Annotated in this window: 17 protein-coding genes and 1 pseudogene; 12 read left to right on the forward strand and 6 right to left on the reverse strand. The window is 70.9% G+C overall.

The annotated features are described in order from the left end of the window. From LY13_RS18795 to mftR, 4 genes and pseudogenes are all read right to left on the reverse strand, one after another. Nucleotides 1-199, reverse strand: a pseudogene (locus LY13_RS18795) (IS5/IS1182 family transposase); the annotation flags it as partial. Nucleotides 200-979: 780 nt separating this feature from the next. Beyond that, nucleotides 980-2,803: an NPCBM/NEW2 domain-containing protein gene (locus LY13_RS18800; protein WP_253829911.1), complete on the reverse strand. Its 1,824-nt coding sequence runs from the start codon at nt 2,801-2,803 to the stop codon at nt 980-982. Nucleotides 2,804-2,996: 193 nt separating this feature from the next. Then, entirely contained in the window at nt 2,997-3,830 is an 834-nt protein-coding gene (locus LY13_RS18805; protein ID WP_253829912.1) for an alpha/beta fold hydrolase, read from the reverse strand. Beyond that, the gene (gene mftR, locus LY13_RS18810) at nt 3,821-4,435 is read right to left on the reverse strand and encodes a mycofactocin system transcriptional regulator MftR (RefSeq protein WP_253829913.1); all 615 of its coding nucleotides are present in this window, start codon (nt 4,433-4,435) and stop codon (nt 3,821-3,823) included. The genes LY13_RS18805 and mftR overlap by 10 nt, the downstream gene beginning before the upstream one ends. A 79-nt stretch (nt 4,436-4,514) precedes the next feature. On the opposite strand from mftR, the gene mftA reads away from it, so the two are divergent. The 7 genes from mftA to mftE are packed head-to-tail and all read left to right on the forward strand — an operon-like array spanning nt 4,515 to nt 10,104. Next, nucleotides 4,515-4,613 (forward strand): mycofactocin precursor MftA, encoded by a 99-nt coding sequence (mftA, locus tag LY13_RS18815; protein ID WP_183655698.1) that lies wholly within the window; start codon nt 4,515-4,517, stop codon nt 4,611-4,613. Further along, nucleotides 4,603-4,884 carry a mycofactocin biosynthesis chaperone MftB gene (mftB, locus tag LY13_RS18820; RefSeq protein ID WP_253829914.1) on the forward strand — a complete coding sequence of 94 codons (282 nt, stop codon included), beginning with the start codon at nt 4,603-4,605 and terminating at the stop codon, nt 4,882-4,884. Before mftA ends, mftB begins: the two co-directional genes overlap by 11 nt. Then, nucleotides 4,885-6,102, forward strand: coding sequence for a mycofactocin radical SAM maturase (mftC, locus tag LY13_RS18825; protein ID WP_253829915.1), 1,218 nt, complete (start codon nt 4,885-4,887; stop codon nt 6,100-6,102). Beyond that, complete coding sequence (gene mftD, locus LY13_RS18830) at nt 6,102-7,274, forward strand: pre-mycofactocin synthase MftD (RefSeq protein ID WP_253829916.1); 1,173 nt, start codon at nt 6,102-6,104, stop codon at nt 7,272-7,274. Before mftC ends, mftD begins: the two co-directional genes overlap by 1 nt. 6 nt (nt 7,275-7,280) lie before the next feature. Beyond that, nucleotides 7,281-8,072, forward strand: coding sequence for a mycofactocin-coupled SDR family oxidoreductase (locus LY13_RS18835; protein WP_253829917.1), 792 nt, complete (start codon nt 7,281-7,283; stop codon nt 8,070-8,072). Continuing rightward, nucleotides 8,069-9,403, forward strand: coding sequence for a mycofactocin biosynthesis glycosyltransferase MftF (gene mftF / locus LY13_RS18840; protein ID WP_253829918.1), 1,335 nt, complete (start codon nt 8,069-8,071; stop codon nt 9,401-9,403). The genes LY13_RS18835 and mftF overlap by 4 nt, the downstream gene beginning before the upstream one ends. Continuing rightward, the gene (gene mftE / locus LY13_RS18845) at nt 9,400-10,104 is read left to right on the forward strand and encodes a mycofactocin biosynthesis peptidyl-dipeptidase MftE (RefSeq protein WP_253829919.1); all 705 of its coding nucleotides are present in this window, start codon (nt 9,400-9,402) and stop codon (nt 10,102-10,104) included. The genes mftF and mftE overlap by 4 nt, the downstream gene beginning before the upstream one ends. Here mftE and LY13_RS18850 read toward each other — a convergent pair. Next, nucleotides 10,092-10,325, reverse strand: a complete 234-nt coding sequence (locus tag LY13_RS18850) for a hypothetical protein (protein ID WP_253829920.1) — start codon at nt 10,323-10,325, stop codon at nt 10,092-10,094. The two genes, mftE and LY13_RS18850, sit on opposite strands and share 13 nt — an antisense overlap. A 323-nt stretch (nt 10,326-10,648) precedes the next feature. Between LY13_RS18850 and LY13_RS18855 the strand changes: the two genes are divergently transcribed. From LY13_RS18855 to LY13_RS18875, 5 genes are all read left to right on the forward strand, one after another. Beyond that, a complete protein-coding gene (locus tag LY13_RS18855) occupies nt 10,649-11,500 on the forward strand; it encodes an SAM-dependent methyltransferase (protein WP_253829921.1) in 852 nt (283 codons plus the stop codon). Between the two features lie 282 nt (nt 11,501-11,782). Beyond that, on the forward strand, nt 11,783-13,177 hold the full coding sequence (locus tag LY13_RS18860) for an FAD-binding oxidoreductase (RefSeq protein WP_253829922.1): 1,395 nt from the start codon (nt 11,783-11,785) through the stop codon (nt 13,175-13,177). A 7-nt stretch (nt 13,178-13,184) separates the two neighbouring features. Further along, nucleotides 13,185-14,516: a class I SAM-dependent methyltransferase gene (locus LY13_RS18865; RefSeq protein WP_253829923.1), complete on the forward strand. Its 1,332-nt coding sequence runs from the start codon at nt 13,185-13,187 to the stop codon at nt 14,514-14,516. 151 nt (nt 14,517-14,667) lie between these two features. Continuing rightward, the gene (locus LY13_RS18870; protein WP_253829924.1) at nt 14,668-15,498 is read left to right on the forward strand and encodes an alpha/beta fold hydrolase; all 831 of its coding nucleotides are present in this window, start codon (nt 14,668-14,670) and stop codon (nt 15,496-15,498) included. Nucleotides 15,499-15,646: 148 nt separating this feature from the next. Next, nucleotides 15,647-17,695, forward strand: a complete 2,049-nt coding sequence (locus LY13_RS18875) for a neutral/alkaline ceramidase (RefSeq protein ID WP_253829925.1) — start codon at nt 15,647-15,649, stop codon at nt 17,693-17,695. A gap of 229 nt (nt 17,696-17,924) precedes the next feature. On the opposite strand, the gene LY13_RS18880 is transcribed toward LY13_RS18875, so the two are convergent. After that, nucleotides 17,925-18,953: a serine hydrolase domain-containing protein gene (locus LY13_RS18880; protein WP_253829926.1), complete on the reverse strand. Its 1,029-nt coding sequence runs from the start codon at nt 18,951-18,953 to the stop codon at nt 17,925-17,927. Nucleotides 18,954-19,106 lie beyond the last annotated feature (153 nt).

The following is a 19,106-nucleotide window of genomic DNA, read 5'->3' on the forward strand; positions in this document are numbered from 1 at the left end:
CGACGCCATTGTCTCGTGCCAGGCGCGCGACCTGTGTGGACTCACGAAACCAGCGCAGCACCAGAACCGCCTGGCTGAACACGCCCAGCGCCCGCCGGCCTCGACGTGTGCCCCGTTCACCCCGTTCGAGCAGCAACAACCGGGCCAGGTACTGGGCAAGTGCGCGCGGCACATCGAGCGTGGCACGATAAGTAATCACGTAGAGCCTCTGGTTCTCGGACTTGATCTTCGCAAATCCAGTCCTACCAGGGGCTCTACGCCTATCCACAGCCAGGCTTGACCCCAGCCGGTCGACGACAGCCAGCAAAGATCAACTTACCGAGAAAACCTCAATACCGGACCTTCCAGCAGTGCCCGATACTCGTTATCGACTCGGAGCGACCCGAATCCCGACGATGACCAGCGAAAACGGTGGCAAACTGCAGTGACTTCGCCGACCCTGTCACGCCCAGACGCGTCGTGTAGCCGAGATCACGTAACAGCACGGGTCTGCACGAGAAATCCAGAGACGCAATGCGTCCGCAAGCCGCCGATGTCCGTACCCGTAGTGCTCCGTTCAGCGGATCCGCCGTCCCGCAACGGATTCTGTCCTCCTCAAGACGGACTCAAGCTCGTGAACGTCGTAACGATCATGTGACGGCGCGTAGCTCCAACGTTCCTGTGGAGGGGTGGCGTGGTTCTGACGGCGCTACTCGCCTGGCCGGAGTGCCAAACGTGCCCCCAACCGTCACCCCTGACTGCGAGGGACTCGTTCCCTCGATGGGCAGCAGCGGCGACTGCTACGACAAGGCGATGATGGAGTCCTTCTGGTCCCCGCGGCACCACCGCGGCCGCGGGCGTCGTTGCCACGGAATGAGCCGGCCCGGTCCCCGCCACCGCTGTCGCGGCAGGGGAACCGGGCCGGCTCACCGGGTTCTGTCGACCGGACCCGCGCGGCCCTGGCGGTGTGGCTCCGGCGGTGTAGCCCTGGCGGTGTGACTCAGCCTGCGCAGGTCAGGGTCGCTTCACCCCAGTCGGCGTAGTCCCAGGACGACGAACCGTCGGCGTCCTCGGCGATCAGCCGCACAGTGTCGGCACCGTCGATGGCCGCATCCACCGTCACCGCGGCCTCGCCCTGCCGGACCACGCCGCTGCGATACACCTCCTCGCCGTCGGCCTCGACGACGAACTCGACATCCCCGACATCGTCGCCGGGGAGCGGACGCCGCTGCGAACCCTGCGGGATGTTGTCGTCCAGCCCGGCCTCCGCGGTCAGCCGCGAACACCGGCCACCCGCGTAGACCGTGGCCGAAGCCGGGGCGAGCATGCCGAGACCGTGCTCGTAAGTCTCGCCGTCGATCGTGATCGCGCCGCGGTCGGCGGGCGCCGGGCCGCCGTTGGTGCGGTCACGCTCGACCGGACCGTGGGTGTTGTTCTCGGCGAGGAAGGGCAACGCCGAGACGCGGGTCTTGCCGCTCGGTGCCTCGGCGACCGCCACGTCCAGCGACGTTCCGGCGACCTGTCGGCCCGCCCGGTCCCGTGTCGCGACGTCGATGCGCGCGGTCCCGGACGTCTCCGGCGCCTGCAGTGTCCAGGTCAGCCGCTTGCGCTCTCCCGACTTCACGCGGCCGACCGAACGCGTCGTGTCCGCGTCGGTCGCCCAGCCGTCCGGCAGGTCCAGGTCGACGGTCCCGCCGCCGAGCGCTCCGTTGCCCAGCCGGGCCACCGTCGCCGTGACGTCCACCTGCCGTCCCGGCGCCACGGCCTCGGTCGGCGTGTCCAGCGTGACCGTTGTCCGCCCGGCGCCCTGTTCCGCCTTCGGCACGGTCAGCTCGTTGATCACCGTGCCGTTCTGCGCATCGCGTGCACGGACGACGGCGCCCTGGGGGCCGGTCGTGACCTGGATGTACTGCCGGTTCAGCACTGCACCGGTGTCGACCGCCGTGAAGCCGTCGGGGTGACCGCCGGGAACGTGGACCCGCTCGGCCCACCAGTCCTGGCCGATGTCCGCGTGGGTGTGGGACGTGAAGAGCACGGCCTGGGGATAGTCTCCCAGGATCTCGCGGATCTGCTCCTCCATCAGGTGGTAGCGGCCGGCGTCACCGTCCGACTGGGTGACGGTGTTCGACAGCGGGTAGTGCGTGAAGACGAAGAACGGCTCGCCGGAGCGGCCGCGGGTCTCCACCCGGTCCCGGAACCACTCCAGCTGCTCCTCGCCGATGTGGACGTGGTCGTCGAGGTTCGCATCCTCCCACCACATCAGCTTGTCCGGGCCGATGCCGATCAGCGGAACCCCGTTCACGACGCGCTCGCCGTACACCTTGTCGGTTCCGGCGAAGTCGAAGTACGTGCCGTAGAGGTCCTCGGGCGTGAAGCCGTTCGGCCAGCTGGGCTGGCACAGCGTCTGCTGGTCGCACCATGCGGGTGCGTACGCCTCGTGGTTGCCGAACGACGTCAGCAGCGGTTGGTCGCGCTCGTGGGCATCCATGACGTCGCGGACCTCGGCGTACTCCTCGGCGTAGCCGCGGTCGACGATGTCGCCGTTGATCACCGTGGCGGCCGAGTCCGGTGCGGCCTGCTCGGCGTCGGTGAGCACCGCGTCCCAGTCGTCGATGTGTCCCTGGATGTCGCTGAAGACGTCGAAGGTGGTCGTGCCCGGGTCGCCGGGCCGGTGGTCGGCCGCGGCGGGAGCCGCGGCTCGCTCCGGTTCGTCGGCCGCGGCGAGACCGGGCTGTGCCAGCAGGGTCGCGCCTGCGGCCACGGCGAGCAGGGCACGCAGCCGGGGCCGGCGTGTCGGGGTTCGGGGAGTGTATTGCTGGGCCATGTCGTCAGCATGGCTAACGAACGGGACCGGTTACCGACGTCGAAACGATCCGGCGGCTACCACCGGGTGAACGGAGAGGTTCGTTCCGATCGACCGGTATGCCCGGCCGACGGGTACGGCCGCACCCGAGGTCGGCGGCGGCCGTGGGCTGCGCCGGTCGCGACGCGTGCACCGGTCGCGACGCGCGCGCCGATCACGCCGTCCGGCCGATCGCCTGCGCGGCGAGCCACCGGTGCAGCCGGGTCGCCAGGCGCGCGGGCTGGTCGAGCTGGACGAGATGCCCCGCGTCGTCGACGAGCTCCAGCTCCGCGTCCGGGATCGTGGCGGCGAGCCGGTGGGCCCTGTCGACCGGGATCCACGTGTCCTCGCGCCCCCAGACGACGAGCACCGGCAGGTCGAGTTCGCCGTACCGGGGCTGCACGGCGTCGGTGTAGGCCTGGTCGGCCTCCGCCATCTGCCGGTAGAAGGCCTGCTGTCCGACCCCGCCGAGCCACGGCGTGACGAGCGCCGCGAGGTCGGCGTCGCGCAGCCCGCGATGGCTCGCCCCGCCGATGTAGGTACGGACGAGGCTTTCGTGAATGTCCGGGGTGAGGGTCGTGAACGCCTCGGGGGTGTCGCGCACCTGGCGGAAGAACTCCGACCCCCACGGGGCGAGCGCGACGACGTCGATCAGCGCGAGGGAGGCGTAGGCCGAGCCGTGCAGGAGGTGCGCCCGCAGGGACACCGCCCCGCCGTAGTCGTGGGTGACCAGGTGCGGGCGGTCGAGGTTCCAGTGGTCGAGCAGGTCGGCGAGCAGCTCGCCCTGAACGTCGAGCGACACGGCGTGTTCGGGGAGTTTCGACGATGCCCCGTAGCCCGGCATGTCCCACAGGTAGACGGTGAACTCGGCCGACAGCGCGTCCGCGAACGGCTCCCACAGCCTCGACGACCACGGGGTGCCGTGGCAGAACACCACGGGCGGGCCACTGCCGCGCGAGGCCCAGCGGACGGTGCGGCCCCGCCAGTCGAACGTCTCGGTCAGCTGCATCGGGACTCCTCTCCGAAACCAACGGCCAGCTCGGCGAAGGCGGTGTCCAGCACGGCGCACAGGTCACTTCCCGGGTCTCCGAGCCAGTGTTCGTACGCTGCGAGCGCGGTGCCGAGCGCCGCGTGGGCGATCGCCTGCGGTCGCAGGTCGCCGGGGTGCGCGCCGGTCCGGTGTGCGGCGAACTCGGCGACCACCGCGCGCCAGTCCGCGTAGCGCAGCGTCGAATGCGCCTGGAGTGCGGGAACCCGCAGGATCAGTTCGAGACGTCTGCGATGCCGGTCGGTCTCACCCTCGTCGACCCGGTTGAAGTCGACGACCACCGCACGCAGCGATTCCATGACCGGCTCACCCGCGGGCCGGGCGGCGAACCGCTCGCGCATGTATTCGAGGTGGCCGGTGAAGGCACCCCACACCACGTCGTTCTTCGAGTCGAAGTACCGGAAGAACGTGCGCCTGCCGATGCCCGCTGCCTTCGCGATGTCGTCGACGGTGGTGGCGTCGAACCCGTCCCGCTCGAACAGGCGGAACGCGACGTTCTCGAGTTCGACCTGACTGGTCGAAGGGCGGCGACCCGGCCGTCCGGGTGGACTCGCGGCGGTACTCACCTGACCCCTTCCATTTGACACCGGGTGCCATTAACCTCGTGTGCGCTGTCCCACACAACGACGTGAAAGGTAGCGTGCCATGTCCGAGAACCACACGGTCACCACCGCCGAGGCGGACATCGAGGAGGACCTGCTCGTCGAAGAGGTCTCCATCGACGGAATGTGCGGTGTCTACTGAGACATTCGCCCCGGACCGGCCGTACCGGCTCTCACCGAGTGTCGCTCTGCGGCCGGAACCGTTCGGGGCGCTCGTCTACGACTTCACCACGCGGAAGCTCTCCTTCCTGAAGACCCGACTGCTCGTCGACGTCGTCCGCGCGCTGGACGACGCGCCGGACGCACACGCGGCGCTGCGGTCGGCCGAGGTACCCGACGACGACCACGACCGGTACCTCGACGCCCTCGCGGGGCTCGTCTCCGCGGGCACGATCGAAGTCAGAGGTGACTGAATGAAACTCGTCGAGCATTTCCAGCACGGACTCGACGCACCGATCTGCCTGACGTGGGAACTGACCTACGCCTGCAATCTCTCGTGCGTGCACTGCCTGTCCTCCTCCGGCCGCCGCGATCCTCGTGAACTGTCCACAGAGGAATGCAAAGCGGTGATCGACGAACTGCAGCGGCTGCAGGTGTTCTACGTGAACATCGGCGGCGGCGAACCCACCGTGCGCTCCGATTTCTGGGAGATCGTCGAGTACGCGGTCGACCACCAGGTCGGTGTGAAGTTCTCCACCAACGGGGTGCGGATCACGCCGGAACGCGCCCGATGGCTGGCCGAATCGGACTACGTCGACGTGCAGCTCTCGCTCGACGGCGCCACTCCCGAGGTCAACGACCCGGTCCGGGGCGACGGCTCGTTCGAGACGACCATGACCGCGATGCGCAACCTGCGCGACGCCGGGTTCACCGGGTTCAAGATCAGCGTGGTCATGACCCGGCACAACATCGGCCAGCTGGACGAGTTCAAGCGCATCGCCGACGAGTTCGACGCCCAGCTGCGGATCACGCGGTTGCGTCCGTCCGGGCGGGGCGCGGACACCTGGGACGAGCTGCACCCGCTGCCGGAGCAGCAGCTCGAACTCTACGACTGGCTCGTCGCCCACGGTGAGGACGTGCTCACCGGCGACTCGTTCTTCCACCTCAACGCGCTGGGATCGACGCCGCTGCCGGGACTGAACCTGTGCGGCGCGGGACGCGTGGTGTGCCTGATCGACCCGGTCGGCGACGTGTACGCCTGCCCGTTCGCGATCCACGAGGAGTTCCGCGGCGGCAACGTGCGCGACGAGGGCGGCTTCACGGCCGTATGGCGGGGATCGGACCTGTTCGCCCGCCTGCGCGAGCCACAGACCGGCGGCGCGTGCAGTTCGTGCTCGGCCTTCGACTCGTGCCAGGGCGGCTGCATGGCGGCGAAGTTCTTCACCGGCCTGCCGCTGGACGGCCCCGATCCCGAATGCGTCAAGGGCAACGGCGAGCGCGCGCTCGAACTCGTGGGAGCGGGCGCGCCGAAACCGACGCCCGACAAGGACCACTCCCGCACGGGCAAGAAGAAACAGACGGGCGTGCCGGTCGCGATCGGCTGGGGCCCGCCCGAACCCGAACGGCTCCCCGACCGTGCGTGTGACACGAGCCCGCTGGCCGGCATGCCCGCACCGAGGGAGGTCCGCTGATGGCCAGCACGAAGGACTGGTTCGAAACCGTCGCCGAGGCACGCGAACGTGCGCGCAAACGGCTGCCCCGGTCGGTGTTCCTGGCCCTGCACGCGGGGTCCGAGGCGGGCGGAACACTGGCCGACAACACGGCGGCGTTCGCCGAACTCGGCTTGCGCCCGCGGATCGCCGACCTGCCGCCCGAACGGGAGCAGGCGACCAGAGTCCTCGGCAGCGACATCTCGTTGCCGGTGATCGTCTCGCCCACGGGTGTGCAGGCGGTGCACCCGGACGGCGAGGTGGCGGTCGCCAAGGGCGCGGCGCAGTCGGGCACGGCGATCGGGTTGAGCTCGTTCGCCTCCAAACCCGTCGAGGACGTCGCGGCGGTCAACGACAACACGCACTTCCAGGTGTACTGGCAGGGCAGCCGCGACGACATGCTCGCGCGCATGGAGCGTGCCAAGCGTGCAGGCGCGACGGCGCTCATCGTCACGCTGGACTGGGTGTTCGCGACCGCCCGCGACTGGGGGTCGCCGCCGATCCCGGAGAAGGTCGATCTGAAGACCGCCGTGAAGTTCGCCCCGGAGGTGCTGCGCAAACCCGGTTGGCTCGGCACGTATCTGCGGTCGGGGTCGCTGCCGGACCTGACCACGCCGAACATCGTGCCCCAGGGACAGCAGGGACCGCCGTTCTTCGGCGCCTACGGTGAGTGGATGGGCACCACGCCGCCGTCCTGGGACGATCTGGCGTGGCTGCGCAGCCAGTGGGACGGCCCGTTCGTGGTCAAGGGCGTCTACCGGCCCGACGACGCGAAGCGTGCCGTCGACATCGGGGCGAGCGCGATCTCGGTGTCCAACCACGGCGGCAACAACCTCGACTCGACGCCCGCGACGATCCGCACCCTGCCCGGTGTCTCGAAGGCCGTCGGCGGACAGGTCGAGGTGCTGCTGGACGGCGGTATCCGCCGGGGCAGCGACGTCGTCAAGGCCCTGGCGCTCGGTGCGAACGCGGTCATGATCGGCCGTGCCTACCTGTGGGGCCTGGCCGCGGGCGGTGAGCGCGGCGTGCACAACGTGCTCGAGATCCTGCGTCAGGGCATCGACAGCACGCTGTATGGGCTCGGCAAGAAGTCGGTGCACGACCTGGAGCCGAGCGACGTGGTCGTGCCGGACGACTTCACGCGAGGCATGTGACCCGCCGTGGGGGTCGCGCTGGTGACGGGGGCGGCGCGCGGGATCGGCGCCGCGGTGGTCCGCAGGCTCGCCTCGGCGGGCTGGCGGGTCGTGGCGGTCGACATCGCCGCCGAACCCGGCGGTGATCCCGCCGCGCTGCCCGACGTCACGTATCCCCTCGGCACCCGGGAACAACTGTCCACTCTGGCCGGCGAGTTCCCCGATGCCGTCGTCGACGTCGTGACGGACGTGCGTGACGCCGACGCGCTGCGCTCGGCCGTCGCCACCGCCGAGGCCGAGTTCGGCGGACTCGACGCGGCGGTCGCGTGCGCCGCGGTGATGGCGGGCGGCACACCGCTGTGGGAGACCACCGACGCCGAGTGGTCGGCGCTGTTCGACACCGGCGTGACGGGGGTCGCCAACCTGGCCAGAGCGGCCGTGCCCGCGCTGCTGCGGTCGCAGCAGGGCCGGTTCGTCGCGCTGGCGTCGTCGGCGGCCCACCACGGCCTGTGGCATCTGGCGGGCTACAACGCGGCCAAGCACGCCGTCGTCGGGCTGATCAAGGGGTTGGCGGAGGACCTGCGGGGCACCGGCGTGTGCGCGACCGCCGTCTCGCCGGGGTCGACCCGCACCGACCTCCTCGACGCCACGGCACGCCTCTACGATCTGGGGAATATGGACGAGTTCGCGAGCCACCAACTGCACGAGCGCCTCCTCGACCCCGACGAGGTGGCCGCGGTCGTGGCGTTCCTGTGCTCGGCCGAGTCGTCGGCGGTCACGGGAACCGTCGTGCACGCGGACGGCGGGTTCCGGCCGTGAAGCCCGGCACCCGGTTCACGCTGGACGTCTCCGCCCGCCGCACCGGCGCCGTCGTGATCGGCGGCTCGCCGTTGCGCCTGGTGCGGCTCGGCTCCGCCGGTACGCGGATGCTCGACCGCTGGACCTCGGGCGAGCCGCTCACCGAGTCGCCCGGCCAGGTGCGCCTCGCGCGCAAACTGGTCGACGCGGGCATCCTGCACCCGAAACCGCCCGCGGGTCCGACGCCCGCCGACGTGACCGTCGTCGTGCCGGTGAAGGACGATGCCACCCGCGCGCGGCGGCTGCGGGAGGCGACGGGCGAGTGCGGCGGGCACGTCGTCGTCGACGACGGCTCGGCCGAGCCCGTGCCGGGCGCCGACGTCCGCCACGAGTCCCCTCGCGGCCCGGCCGCGGCGCGCAACTCGGGAAGCCGCCGCGCGACCACGGAGTTCGTGGCGTTCCTCGACGCCGACACGGTGCCCGAAGCGGGCTGGCTCGAAGCACTGCTCCCTCACTTCAGCGACCCGTCGGTGGTGGCGGTCGCGCCGCGGGTGCGCAGCTCCCCCGGCGACGGCCTGCTCGCGCGATACGAACTCGAACAGTCCAGTTTGGACCTCGGCGCCAAGCCCGCCCCGGTCCGCCCGATGAGCAAGGTCAGTTATGTGCCCACGGCCGCGCTCGTGGTGCGCCGCGGCGCGCTGGCGGCCGCGGGCGACTTCGACGAGCAGCTGCGCTACGGCGAGGACGTCGACCTCGTGTGGCGGCTGCTCGACGTCGGCGCGGTGCGGTACGAGCCGGCGTCGGTGGTGCGGCACGAACCCCGCCCGACGGTGCGGTCGTGGCTGCGGCAGCGGTTCGACTACGGCACGTCCGCGGCCCCACTGTCGCAACGGCATCCGGAACGCCTCGCCCCGGCGCGCGTGTCCGCGGTCACGACGGCCGCCTGGGCGTTGGCCGCCGTGGGACGCCCGCTGCCTGCGGCCGCCGTCGCCGCGGGCGCGACCGCCCTGTTGGCCCGGAGGCTGTCGACCTCCACGCGCGACGTGCCCACCTCCGAAGTCGTCCGGCTCGCCGCCCGCGGCCAGCTCGGCGCGGGCAGACTGCTCGCGGCCGCGTCGCGCCGGGTGTGGTGGCCTCTGCTGCTGCCGACCCGGCGCGGCCGCCGCGCGCTGGCGGCCGCGTACCTGCCGTTCGCCGCGCAGACCGGCTCACCGGGACGGTTGGCCCTGCGCATCGCCGACGACGTGGCCTACGGCGCGGGCGTGTGGACCGGATGCGTGCGGCACCGGACGGCCACTCCCCTGTTGCCGCAGTTCACCGAGCGGCCGTTCGCGCAGGGACGCGGCCGGTGACCGTCGGGCCCGGCGGTGACCGGCCCGGCGCGGAACTGGGCAGAGCACGTTGGCCGGAGGTCGGGGAGTCGGTGCTGGCCGTGCCACTCGGGTCGACCGAACAGCACGGGCCGCACCTGCCGTTGGACACCGACACGACGATCGCCGCCGCGCTGGCGCGTGGCCTCGCCGCGCGGGTCCCCGACGTCGTCGTGGCACCCGCGGTGCCGTACGGCGCGAGCGGCGAGCACGCGGGGTTCCCCGGCACGCTGTCGATCGGCACGCAGGCGCTGGAACGGCTGCTCGTCGAACTAGGCCGGTCTGCGGACCGGTTCCGCGGCGTCGTGTTCGTCAACGGCCACGGCGGCAACGTCGAGGCACTGCACGCGGCCGTACGGCTGTTGCGTTCCGAGGGGCGCCGGGTCCTCGCGTGGGCACCGTCGGGGCAGCCGGACGACAGCCACGCGGGCCGCACCGAGACGTCGGCGATGCTGCGGCTGCGACCGGACGACGTGCGGCTCGACGTCGCGGAGGCCGGCACCACCGCACCGCTGCCGGAACTGCTGGACGCACTGCGCGACGGCGGGGTCGGCGCGGTGAGCGCGAACGGCGTGCTGGGCGACCCGGCGGGCGCCTCCGCCGACGACGGTGCCCGGCGCCTCGACGGCTGGGCCGACGACCTCGCGTCCGCCGTGCGGAGCTGGCTGACTCACGAGTCCTGAACCCGCGCCGTCGCCGCTTCGAGTTCGTCGGCGCGGTCGAGTTCGTCGGCGCGGGTGAGCAGCCGCGTCGCCACGTGCTGCAGGTTGTCGCCCAGCGCGCGCAGTCCGGCTGCGGGCAGCTCCCCGCCGTCCTGGTGAGCACACAGCTCGACGACGGCCTCGCCGAGCCGCGTGTTCACCGCGGAGAGATTTACGAGCAATTCCCTGTCACGCCGGATCATCCGACCCCCTCGGTTCCTCGGGCCCGTGTCACTGCAGCTCGGTCGCCGCTGCAGTTGTGTCCCTGCGCGTTCACCCCTGCAGCGTGCCGTCGCCGGAGTGCTCCCGCAGCGCGTCGCCGTGGGAGTGCCCCTGCAGTGCGAGCATCGTTCCCAGCCACACTAGCAGAGCGGACCGACGCGGTGCAGCGCGGTGCGCTCCACTCGTGTGAGACGTACCGTTGCGCCGGATGCGACGATCACTCCGACGAGGGAAGCGACGTTCCGCGGAGCGGACGCCGCACCGAGGCGGAGACGACGGTGAAGTCAGAGGCGGTGGAGGAACAGTGAGCGCAGGACCCGACGACGCGCTGCGCGCGATCAACGAGAGCCTGGACAAGCCGTCCGCGGCCCGGGTCTACGACTACTTCATCGGCGGCGAGACGAACTACGCGATCGACCGCGCCTTCGCCGAGAAGGCCCGCGAGCGCATCCCGCAGCTCGGCGAGTACTGCCGTACCAGCAGGCAGTTCCTCGGCCGCACGGTGCGCTGGTGTGCCGCCGAGGCGGGGATGCGCCAGTTCGTCGACCTGGGCTCGGGACTGCCGACGGTGGGCAACGTCCACGAGGTCGCCGACGAGGCGCGGCCGCAGTGCGACACCCGCGTCGTGTACACCGACAACGAGCCGATCGCGCTCACCCACTCGGAGATGCTGCTGGCCGACACGGCCGACAGCGAGCGGCACGTGGCCATCGCCGCCGACCTGATGCAGCCCGACCAGCTGTGGTCCCGCGTCATGGCGACCGGCCTGATCGACCGCCAGGAACCCGTCGTACTGCTGGTCAACGCGGTGCTGCACTTCATCAAGGACGAGTCCGGCCCCGACCGGCTGTTGGACTTCTACCGCAAGCAGCTGCCGCCGGGATCGCTGCTCGTGCTGTCGCAGATGACCAACGAGAACCCGGCGAGCGAGGCCGAACGCGCAGCGCTCGACGACCTCGTCGACTACTACGAGAACACGACGAACCCCGGCCAGCTGCGCACCTCCGACGAGTTCGTCCGGTTCTTCGGCGACTTCGAACTCGTCGACCCCGGGCTGGTCTACGCGCCCGCGTGGCGCCCCGACCCCGACACCCTGTTCGCGCGGGTCCCGTCGGAGTCCCGCGTCCTCGGCGGCGTCGCCCGCAAACCCGCCTGACCCGCAGAACCGACCACCGAGGGACGCCGTGTTGCAGATCCCGGGGCCCGTGTTGCGGATCCCGGAGGCCGTGTTGCGGATCCCGGGGACCGTGTTGCAGTTTCCGGAGGCCGTGTTGCGGATCCGGGGGATTGTGTTGCAGTTTCCGGGACGCCTGCCGTGCCCAGGTTCGACCCGCAGGCGCACCGAAACCGCCGCGTGAGGGCACGTGCGCGACATCCCGTTCGTCCGAGTGCATGACACGAACTGGCAGGGCACGGCGTTCGGGGTCATGATCGGGGTATGCGCTCCAGTGGTGCCGCCGATCCGACCGGGTGCGGACACGCCGAGCTCGCCGCCCACAGCGGGTACGCCCGGCGCGTGGCGGTGCTGCGCGCGGAACTGGCGACGCTGCCGGCCGGCACCCCCGTACGGCTGGCGAAGCGGACGTCGAATCTCTTCCGTCCGCGAGCCCGGGCCGGGGCGGGGCTCGACGTGTCGGCGTTCGACCACGTGCTGTCGGTCGACCCGGTCGCCCGCACGGCCGACGTCGAGGGCATGGTCACCTATGAACAGCTCGTCGACGCGACGCTGCCCCACGGCTTGATGCCGCTCGTCGTTCCGCAGCTGAAGACGATCACGCTCGGCGGCGCTGTCACGGGCCTGGGGATCGAATCGTCGTCGTTCCGCGCCGGGATGCCGCACGAGTCGGTGCTGGAGATGGACATCCTGACCGGCGACGGGGACATCGTCACGGCCACACCCGACGGCGAGCACAGCGACCTGTTCTTCGCGTTCCCGAACTCCTACGGCACGCTCGGCTACGCGCTGCGGCTGCGGATCGAACTCGCGCCGGTGCGTCCGTACGTCCGGCTCGAGCACGTGCGGTTCTCCGATCAGCGGGCGTTCTTCGACCGGCTCACCCGCGCCTGCCTCGACCGCGAGGCGGATTTCGTCGACGGCACCGTGTTCTCGCCGAACGAGCTGTACCTGACGCTCGCATCGCTGGAGGGGGAGCCCGACCGGGTCAGCGACTACACGTGGCTCGACATCTACTACCGCTCGATCCGCGAGCGTCCGGTCGACCACCTGCCGATCCGCGACTACCTGTGGCGCTGGGACACCGACTGGTTCTGGTGTTCCCGGGCGCTGGGCGCGCAGCACCGCCTCGTACGCCTGCTCGCGGGTCCACGGCTGCTGCGGTCCGATGTGTACTGGAAAGTGGTGAACGCCGTGCGACGCCGGGGCCTGCTCTCCCGGTTCTCCCGCATGCTCGGCAGACCAGGCCGCGAGTCGGTAATGCAGGACGTCGAGGTCCCGGTCGGCAGAGCCGGGAGGTTTCTTTCCTTCCTGCACCGGGAAATCCCGCTTAGTCCGATCTGGATCTGCCCGCTGCGACAGCGGGACGACCGGCGGTGGCCGTTGTACGAACTGGACCCCGGCGAGCTGTACGTCAACTTCGGCTTCTGGGGCACGGTGCCGCTCGCCGACGGCGAGGCGCAAGGGTCGCACAACCGGCGCATCGAGGACGTCGTGACGACGCTCGGCGGACGGAAATCGCTGTACTCGGAGAGTTTCTACGATCCGGACACGTTCTGGCGACTCTACAACGGGTCCGCGTACCGCGCCGTCAAGCAGCGCTACGACCCCGACGGGCGATTGCTCGACCTCTACGCGAAGTGCGTGCAAGCGAGGTGATGAGACCATGGCGGCGACACGTCCCCTCTCCGCGGTGCCCACGCCCGCGGGGCCGTCCGAACGCGGCGGCGCATCCGGTGCCGGACCACCGTTGACCGCGCTGCTCACCCGGCTGCTCGGCGACGATCCTCCGGTGACCGTGACGGCCTACGACGGCACGGTGGTCGGCGATCCGGACGCGCAACTGCGCATCCACGTCCGTACCCCGGAGGCACTGAGCTACGTGCTGACGGCGCCCAACGAACTGGGTGTCGCCCGCGCGTACGTCACGGGCAGGCTCGACGTGGACGGCGACGTGTACGCCGTGCTGCGGGCGGTCGACGACATGTCGCTGAGCGTGGCCGACAAGGCGGCGGTGGCGCGGGAGCTGGCCGGTCACGCACGTGAACTGCTGCGGCCGGTGCCGATCCCGGTCGAGGAGGCGCCGTCGCGGGCGCGCCGCGTGCTGCACGGCCTGCGGCATTCGAAGCTGCGCGACAGCGAGGCGATCTCCCGCCACTACGACGTGTCCAACCGCTTCTACGAACTCGTGCTGGGCCCGTCGATGGCGTACACGTGCGCCTGCTATCCCGACGACGACGCCAGCCTCGAGGAGGCGCAGCTGCACAAGTTCGACCTGGTCTGCCGCAAGCTCGGACTGCGGCCCGGGATGCGCCTGCTCGACGTCGGGTGCGGCTGGGGCGGCATGGTCGCCCACGCCGCGGAGCACTACGGCGTGGAGGTGCTCGGCGTGACACTGTCGCGCCAGCAGGCCGAGTGGGCGCAGCGGGACCTCGCCGCACGGGGCCTGGCGGGCCGCGCCGAGGTGCGCCACCTCGACTACCGTGACGTCACCGAGACCGGCTTCGACGTGGTGTCGTCGATAGGGCTGACCGAGCACATCGGGGCGAAGGCCCTGCCGTCGTACTTCCGGTTCCTGTGGTCGAAACTGCGTCCCGGCGGGAGGCTGCTCAACCACTGCATCGTGCGGCCGCACACCTACGACTCCCACCGCACGGGGCCGTTCATCGACCGGTACGTCTTCCCCGACGGGGAGCTCGAAGGGGTGGGCACGATCATCTCGGCCATGCAGGACAACGGGTTCGAGGTGCGGCACGCCGAGAACCTGCGGGAGCACTACGGCCGCACCCTCGCCGCGTGGTGCCGCAACCTCGATGCCCACTGGGACGAGGCGGTGGCCGAATCCGGCGTGCAGCGCGCCCGCGTGTGGGCGCTGTACATGGCGGCCTCGCGGCTGGCGTTCGAACGGCACCGGCTCGAGTTGCAGCAGGTGCTGGGCGTGAAGGTCGGCGAGCACGGCGACGCGTCGATGCCGCTGCGGCCGGACTGGGGAGTGTGAGGCGACTCGCCCGCGTTCGACGGAGCGAGCGTTCGACGGACCGGGCGCTCGGCGGAGCGGGCGTCGACGGACCGGGCGCTCGGCGGGCCGAGCGTTCGCTGCTCCGCGGAGGAGTGACCCCGGTGTCGGTGCCGTCCGCTACCGTGCGGGCGTGATCGAGTACCTGAGCATCCCCACGTCCGCGGGCGTGTTCGACGCGATCGCCGCGGGTCCGCGCGACGGTCGTCCGGTGTTGCTGCTGCACGGTTTCCCCGAGGCGGCCGTCGAGTGGGAGCACCAGGTCGCACGCCTGGGCGACGAGGGATACCGCGCCGTGGCGCCCGATCAGCGCGGCTACTCGCCCGGTGTCCGGCCGACCGACGTCGCCGACTACGAGATGGACCACCTGGTCGACGACGTCGTCGCGATGGCAGGCGCGCTCGAGTGGTCACGGTTCGACCTGGTGGGTCACGACTGGGGCGGGGCCGTCGCGTGGTGGGCCGCCGATCGGCACCCCGACCGCCTCCGCACCCTGACCGCGGTGTCGACGCCACATCCACGGGCCCTCGGCGACGCGCTCCGCACCGACGAGGACCAGGCGATGCGCTCGCAGTACATGCGCGACTGGCGCAACTCCGGCACCGAGAAGCGCATGCTCGCCGACGGTGGTGAGCCGCTGCGCCGCATGTTCGAGTGGAAGATCCCTCGCGGCCGGGTAGACGACTACCTCACGCGGCTGTCCGAGCCGGGCGCGCTGACCGCGGCGCTGAACTGGTACCGGGCGGGCAGCCCGAAGGCCGCGATCGACGCGGTGAGCGTGCCGACGCTGTACGTCTGGAGCACCGAGGACGTCGCGTTCGGGTCGACGGCGGCGCTGGCGACCGAGCAGTGGGTGAGCGGGCCGTACGAGTTCCAGATGCTCGAGGACGTCACGCACTGGGTGCCGGAGGAGGCACCGGAGCAGTTGACCGCGCTGTTGCTCGACCACCTGCACCGGCACTGACGAGCCCGTCCCCGTGCCGCCACCCGGGTGAACCGGGCCGACCTTCACCCGGTCGTGCGCACGTTCCCGCCGGTTCACCCTTGCGCGACGGGACCTCGACGCCGAAAATTCGAAACTCATTCACGTTTAGCCGGCGGGTGGGTGACGGATGACGAAACGCGCGTTGGTCCTGGTCATGACGGTGCTCCTCGGTGCGTCGCTGCTCACCGCTCCCGCCGGAGCGACCCCATCCGACGGGGAGGATTCCGTGGACGAGGGTTCCGTGGGCGAGCCGTACCTCGTGGGACGCGGCATCGCCGATGCGACCGGCGAGATCGCCGAGGTCGGGCTGATGGGGTACGGCCGCATCGACCAGCAGGCCGCGGGACTGCACAACCGGCAGCGTTCACGGGCGTTCGTCATCGCCGACCGCGCCACCGACGAGCGCGTACTGCTGGTCGTCGTGGACGCACCGATGATCTTCAACAGCGTGCGCCAGGAGGTCCTGCGGACACTGTCGGAGCGCTACGGCAACACCTACACCGAGCGCAACGTGATGCTGACCGCCACGCACACCCACGCGGCGCCGGGGGGCCATTCGCACCACCTGCTGTACAACATCACCACGCTGGGCTTCCACCGGAAGACGTTCGAAGCGGTCACGTCCGGCATCGTCGAATCGGTCGACCGCGCCCACGCCGATCTCGCTCCGGCGTCGCTGACGCTCACCCACGACGAACTCACCGGCGCGAGCGCCAACCGCTCCCGCGAGGCGTTCGACCGCAACCCGGCCCGCGACCGGCAGCACTTCCCCGACGCCGTCGACCCGCAGACCTCGCTCCTGCGGATCGAACGCGACGGCAGGCCCGTCGGAGCGATCAACTGGTTCCCGGTCCACGCCACGAGCATGTCCGGTGACAACCGGCTCGTCAGTTCCGACAACAAGGGTTACGCCGCGTACCGGTGGGAACGCGATGACGCGGGTGTCGACTACCGCGCCGACCGGGCGCCGTCGTTCGTCTCCGCGTTCGCCCAGACGAACGCGGGCGATCTGACACCCAACGTCGACCTGACTCCACCCGGCACCCCCGAGGACTTCCAGCGCACCACGGCCAACGGCGAGCAGCAGTACCGCGCGGCGAAACGCCAGGTGGACGCCGACGGCACCGCCCTCGCCGGCGGTGTCGACTCCCGCCTCGTCCACGTGGATCTGTCCGATGTGGAGGTACGCCCGGAGTTCACCGGCGACGGGCGGACCCACCACACCTGCAAACCCGCCGTCGGCGCCTCCATGGCCGCGGGCAGCCTGGAGGACGGCCCGGGCTTCCCGGGTTTCGACGAGGGTGAGAATCCGTTGTGGGACAAGGTGTCCCACTCGGTGCTGTACCGCGCGTCGGCGAAACTCGAGGAGTGCCAGGCGCCGAAGGGCGTGTTCGCTCCGGTGGGTGCGATGAACAGGGTCTACCCGTGGGTGCAGGAGATCGTGCCGGTGCAGCTGATGCGGGTCGGCGAACTGTATCTCGTCGGCATTCCCGGCGAGGTGACGATCACCGCGGGGCTGCGGCTGCGGCGGACCGTCGCCGAGGCCGTCGGCGCGGAGCTGCGGAACGTGCTCGTCGCCGGCTACGCCAACTCCTACTTCCACTACCTGACCACCCCCGAGGAGTACGACGTCCAGCACTACGAGGGCGGGAGCACGCTGTTCGGCCGGTGGCAGCTGCCCGCGTTGCAGCAGACCGCCCGCGGCCTCGCGACCGCGATGCGCGACGGCCGCGACGTGCCGTCCGGAGAGCCGTCCCCGGATCTGTCCGGCAGGCAGCTGCGGCTCCAACCGGGTGTCGTGCTCGACACTCCCCCGATCGGCAAGCGCTTCGGCGACGTACTCGACCAACCCGCGGAGGCCTATTCCGCGGGAGAACAGGTCTCCGCCGCGTTCGCGGGCGCCCACCCGAGCAACGACCTGCACCGCGGGGGCACGTATCTCGAGGTGCAGCGCTGGGACGGACGAGCCTGGCGGACGGTCGCCGACGACGGCGACTGGTCGACGACGCTGCACTGGAAACGCCGCGGGGTGTCGGCCTCGCGCGTCACGGTCACGTGGCAGCCGCCCACGGATGCCGCAGGCACCTACCGGATCCGCTACCGCGGTGACGCCAAGAACGCCCTCGGCCGCGTCACCCCGTTCACCGGCGTGACGAGAACCTTCACGATCCGCTGACCCACATGCCCGTGTTGCGGTTCCCGGGGACCGTGTTGCGCTCCCAGGGGACCGTGTTGCGGTTCACGGGGACCGTGTTGCGGATTCCGGAGCCTGTGTTGCGGTTCCAGGGGACCGTGTTGCGCCGAATCCGGCGAGGCGACACATCGCCACCGCCCCACGCTGCGCCGGGCCGAAGCCGGTCGACGGGACCCGCCGAGCGGCCCGGCGACCTCGACGCCGTCGACCGTCACACCGTGATCGCGTCCGAGACGTCACGGACGAGAGTCCCCGGGGAATCGGACCAGTGAGAAGCGATGACCAGGTCGCGGTCGGGGTCGACCCACAGGAGATGCCGACTGCTGCACCCCCTTGCGCACTTCCCCGAGGCAGGGGCCTCGGGGAACACGTGTCGCCGATGGTTCAGCCACCACAGGAAGCCGTAGTCCGGGTTGACGGGGCACGGCCGCCAGCTCGCGTCGATCCACGCGGTGCTCAGCAGTCGCCTGCCATGCCGTGACCCGCATCCGAGGAACAGTTCGCCCAACCGAGTCAGGTCGGTGGCCGATGCCCACAGGCCACCGCCCCAGTGCGCCCCACCGGAGACGACCGGTAGATCGATGCCGTCCACCGTGACCACCGAATCGCGGTAGCCGTGCCACGACCAGGTGTCCGAGAATCCGAGCGGGCCGAACAGTTCGGTGCGAGCGACGTCGTCCAACCTGCGGCGCCACAGCACGGTGAGTGCGAGCGCGAGCAGGTTGACCCGGACGTCGTTGTACGCCCATTCGGCCCCGGGCTCCGCACAGGCGGCCGAACCGCCGTCACGGAGGCTCTGCGCGTCGACGTGGGCCGGCTTGCCCCAGAGCTCGCCCGCCCACCCACTCGTCTGCTGGAGCAGATGCGTCCATGTCACGTGCGGACCGATGCGGACCGGAAGGTCGACCGTGTCCTCGACGGGCTTCTCCACGTCGGGGATAAGTCCGCGGTCGAATGCCACACCCGCGATCACGGACAGAACCGTTTTGGTCAGGCTGAAGCACATCTCGGGCCTGTCGACGTCGCCCCACGTGGCGACGATCCGGCCTCGGAAGCTCACCGCGCCGCTCGCACCGCTACCGGGCAGGAGCGGCCCGGTGACGTCGCGATGGGACAGGTCGGCGACCTGTGCCGCGTGGAACGCGGCGATGTCGTCGATTCCGGGCGTGACCCGACGTTCGGCCCGGCGGACAGCCTCGTGAAGCGCGTCGAGGTCCGCCGGCTGCTGGTCCTGTCCCATGCCACGGCAAGGTGCCGCAACCATGCCGCCACGGCAACGCATCGGTGGCCGGTCCGCCCCGGTGACACGACGCGGCGACCTCGACGCCGGCACGACCACACGCCGGTACGTCAACGGGCCGGTACGTCAACGGGGCGGCGACCCCGCAACCCG

Origin of the sequence: Prauserella aidingensis, from assembly GCF_024171865.1 — a bacterium.
GTDB lineage: Bacteria > Actinomycetota > Actinomycetes > Mycobacteriales > Pseudonocardiaceae > Prauserella > Prauserella aidingensis.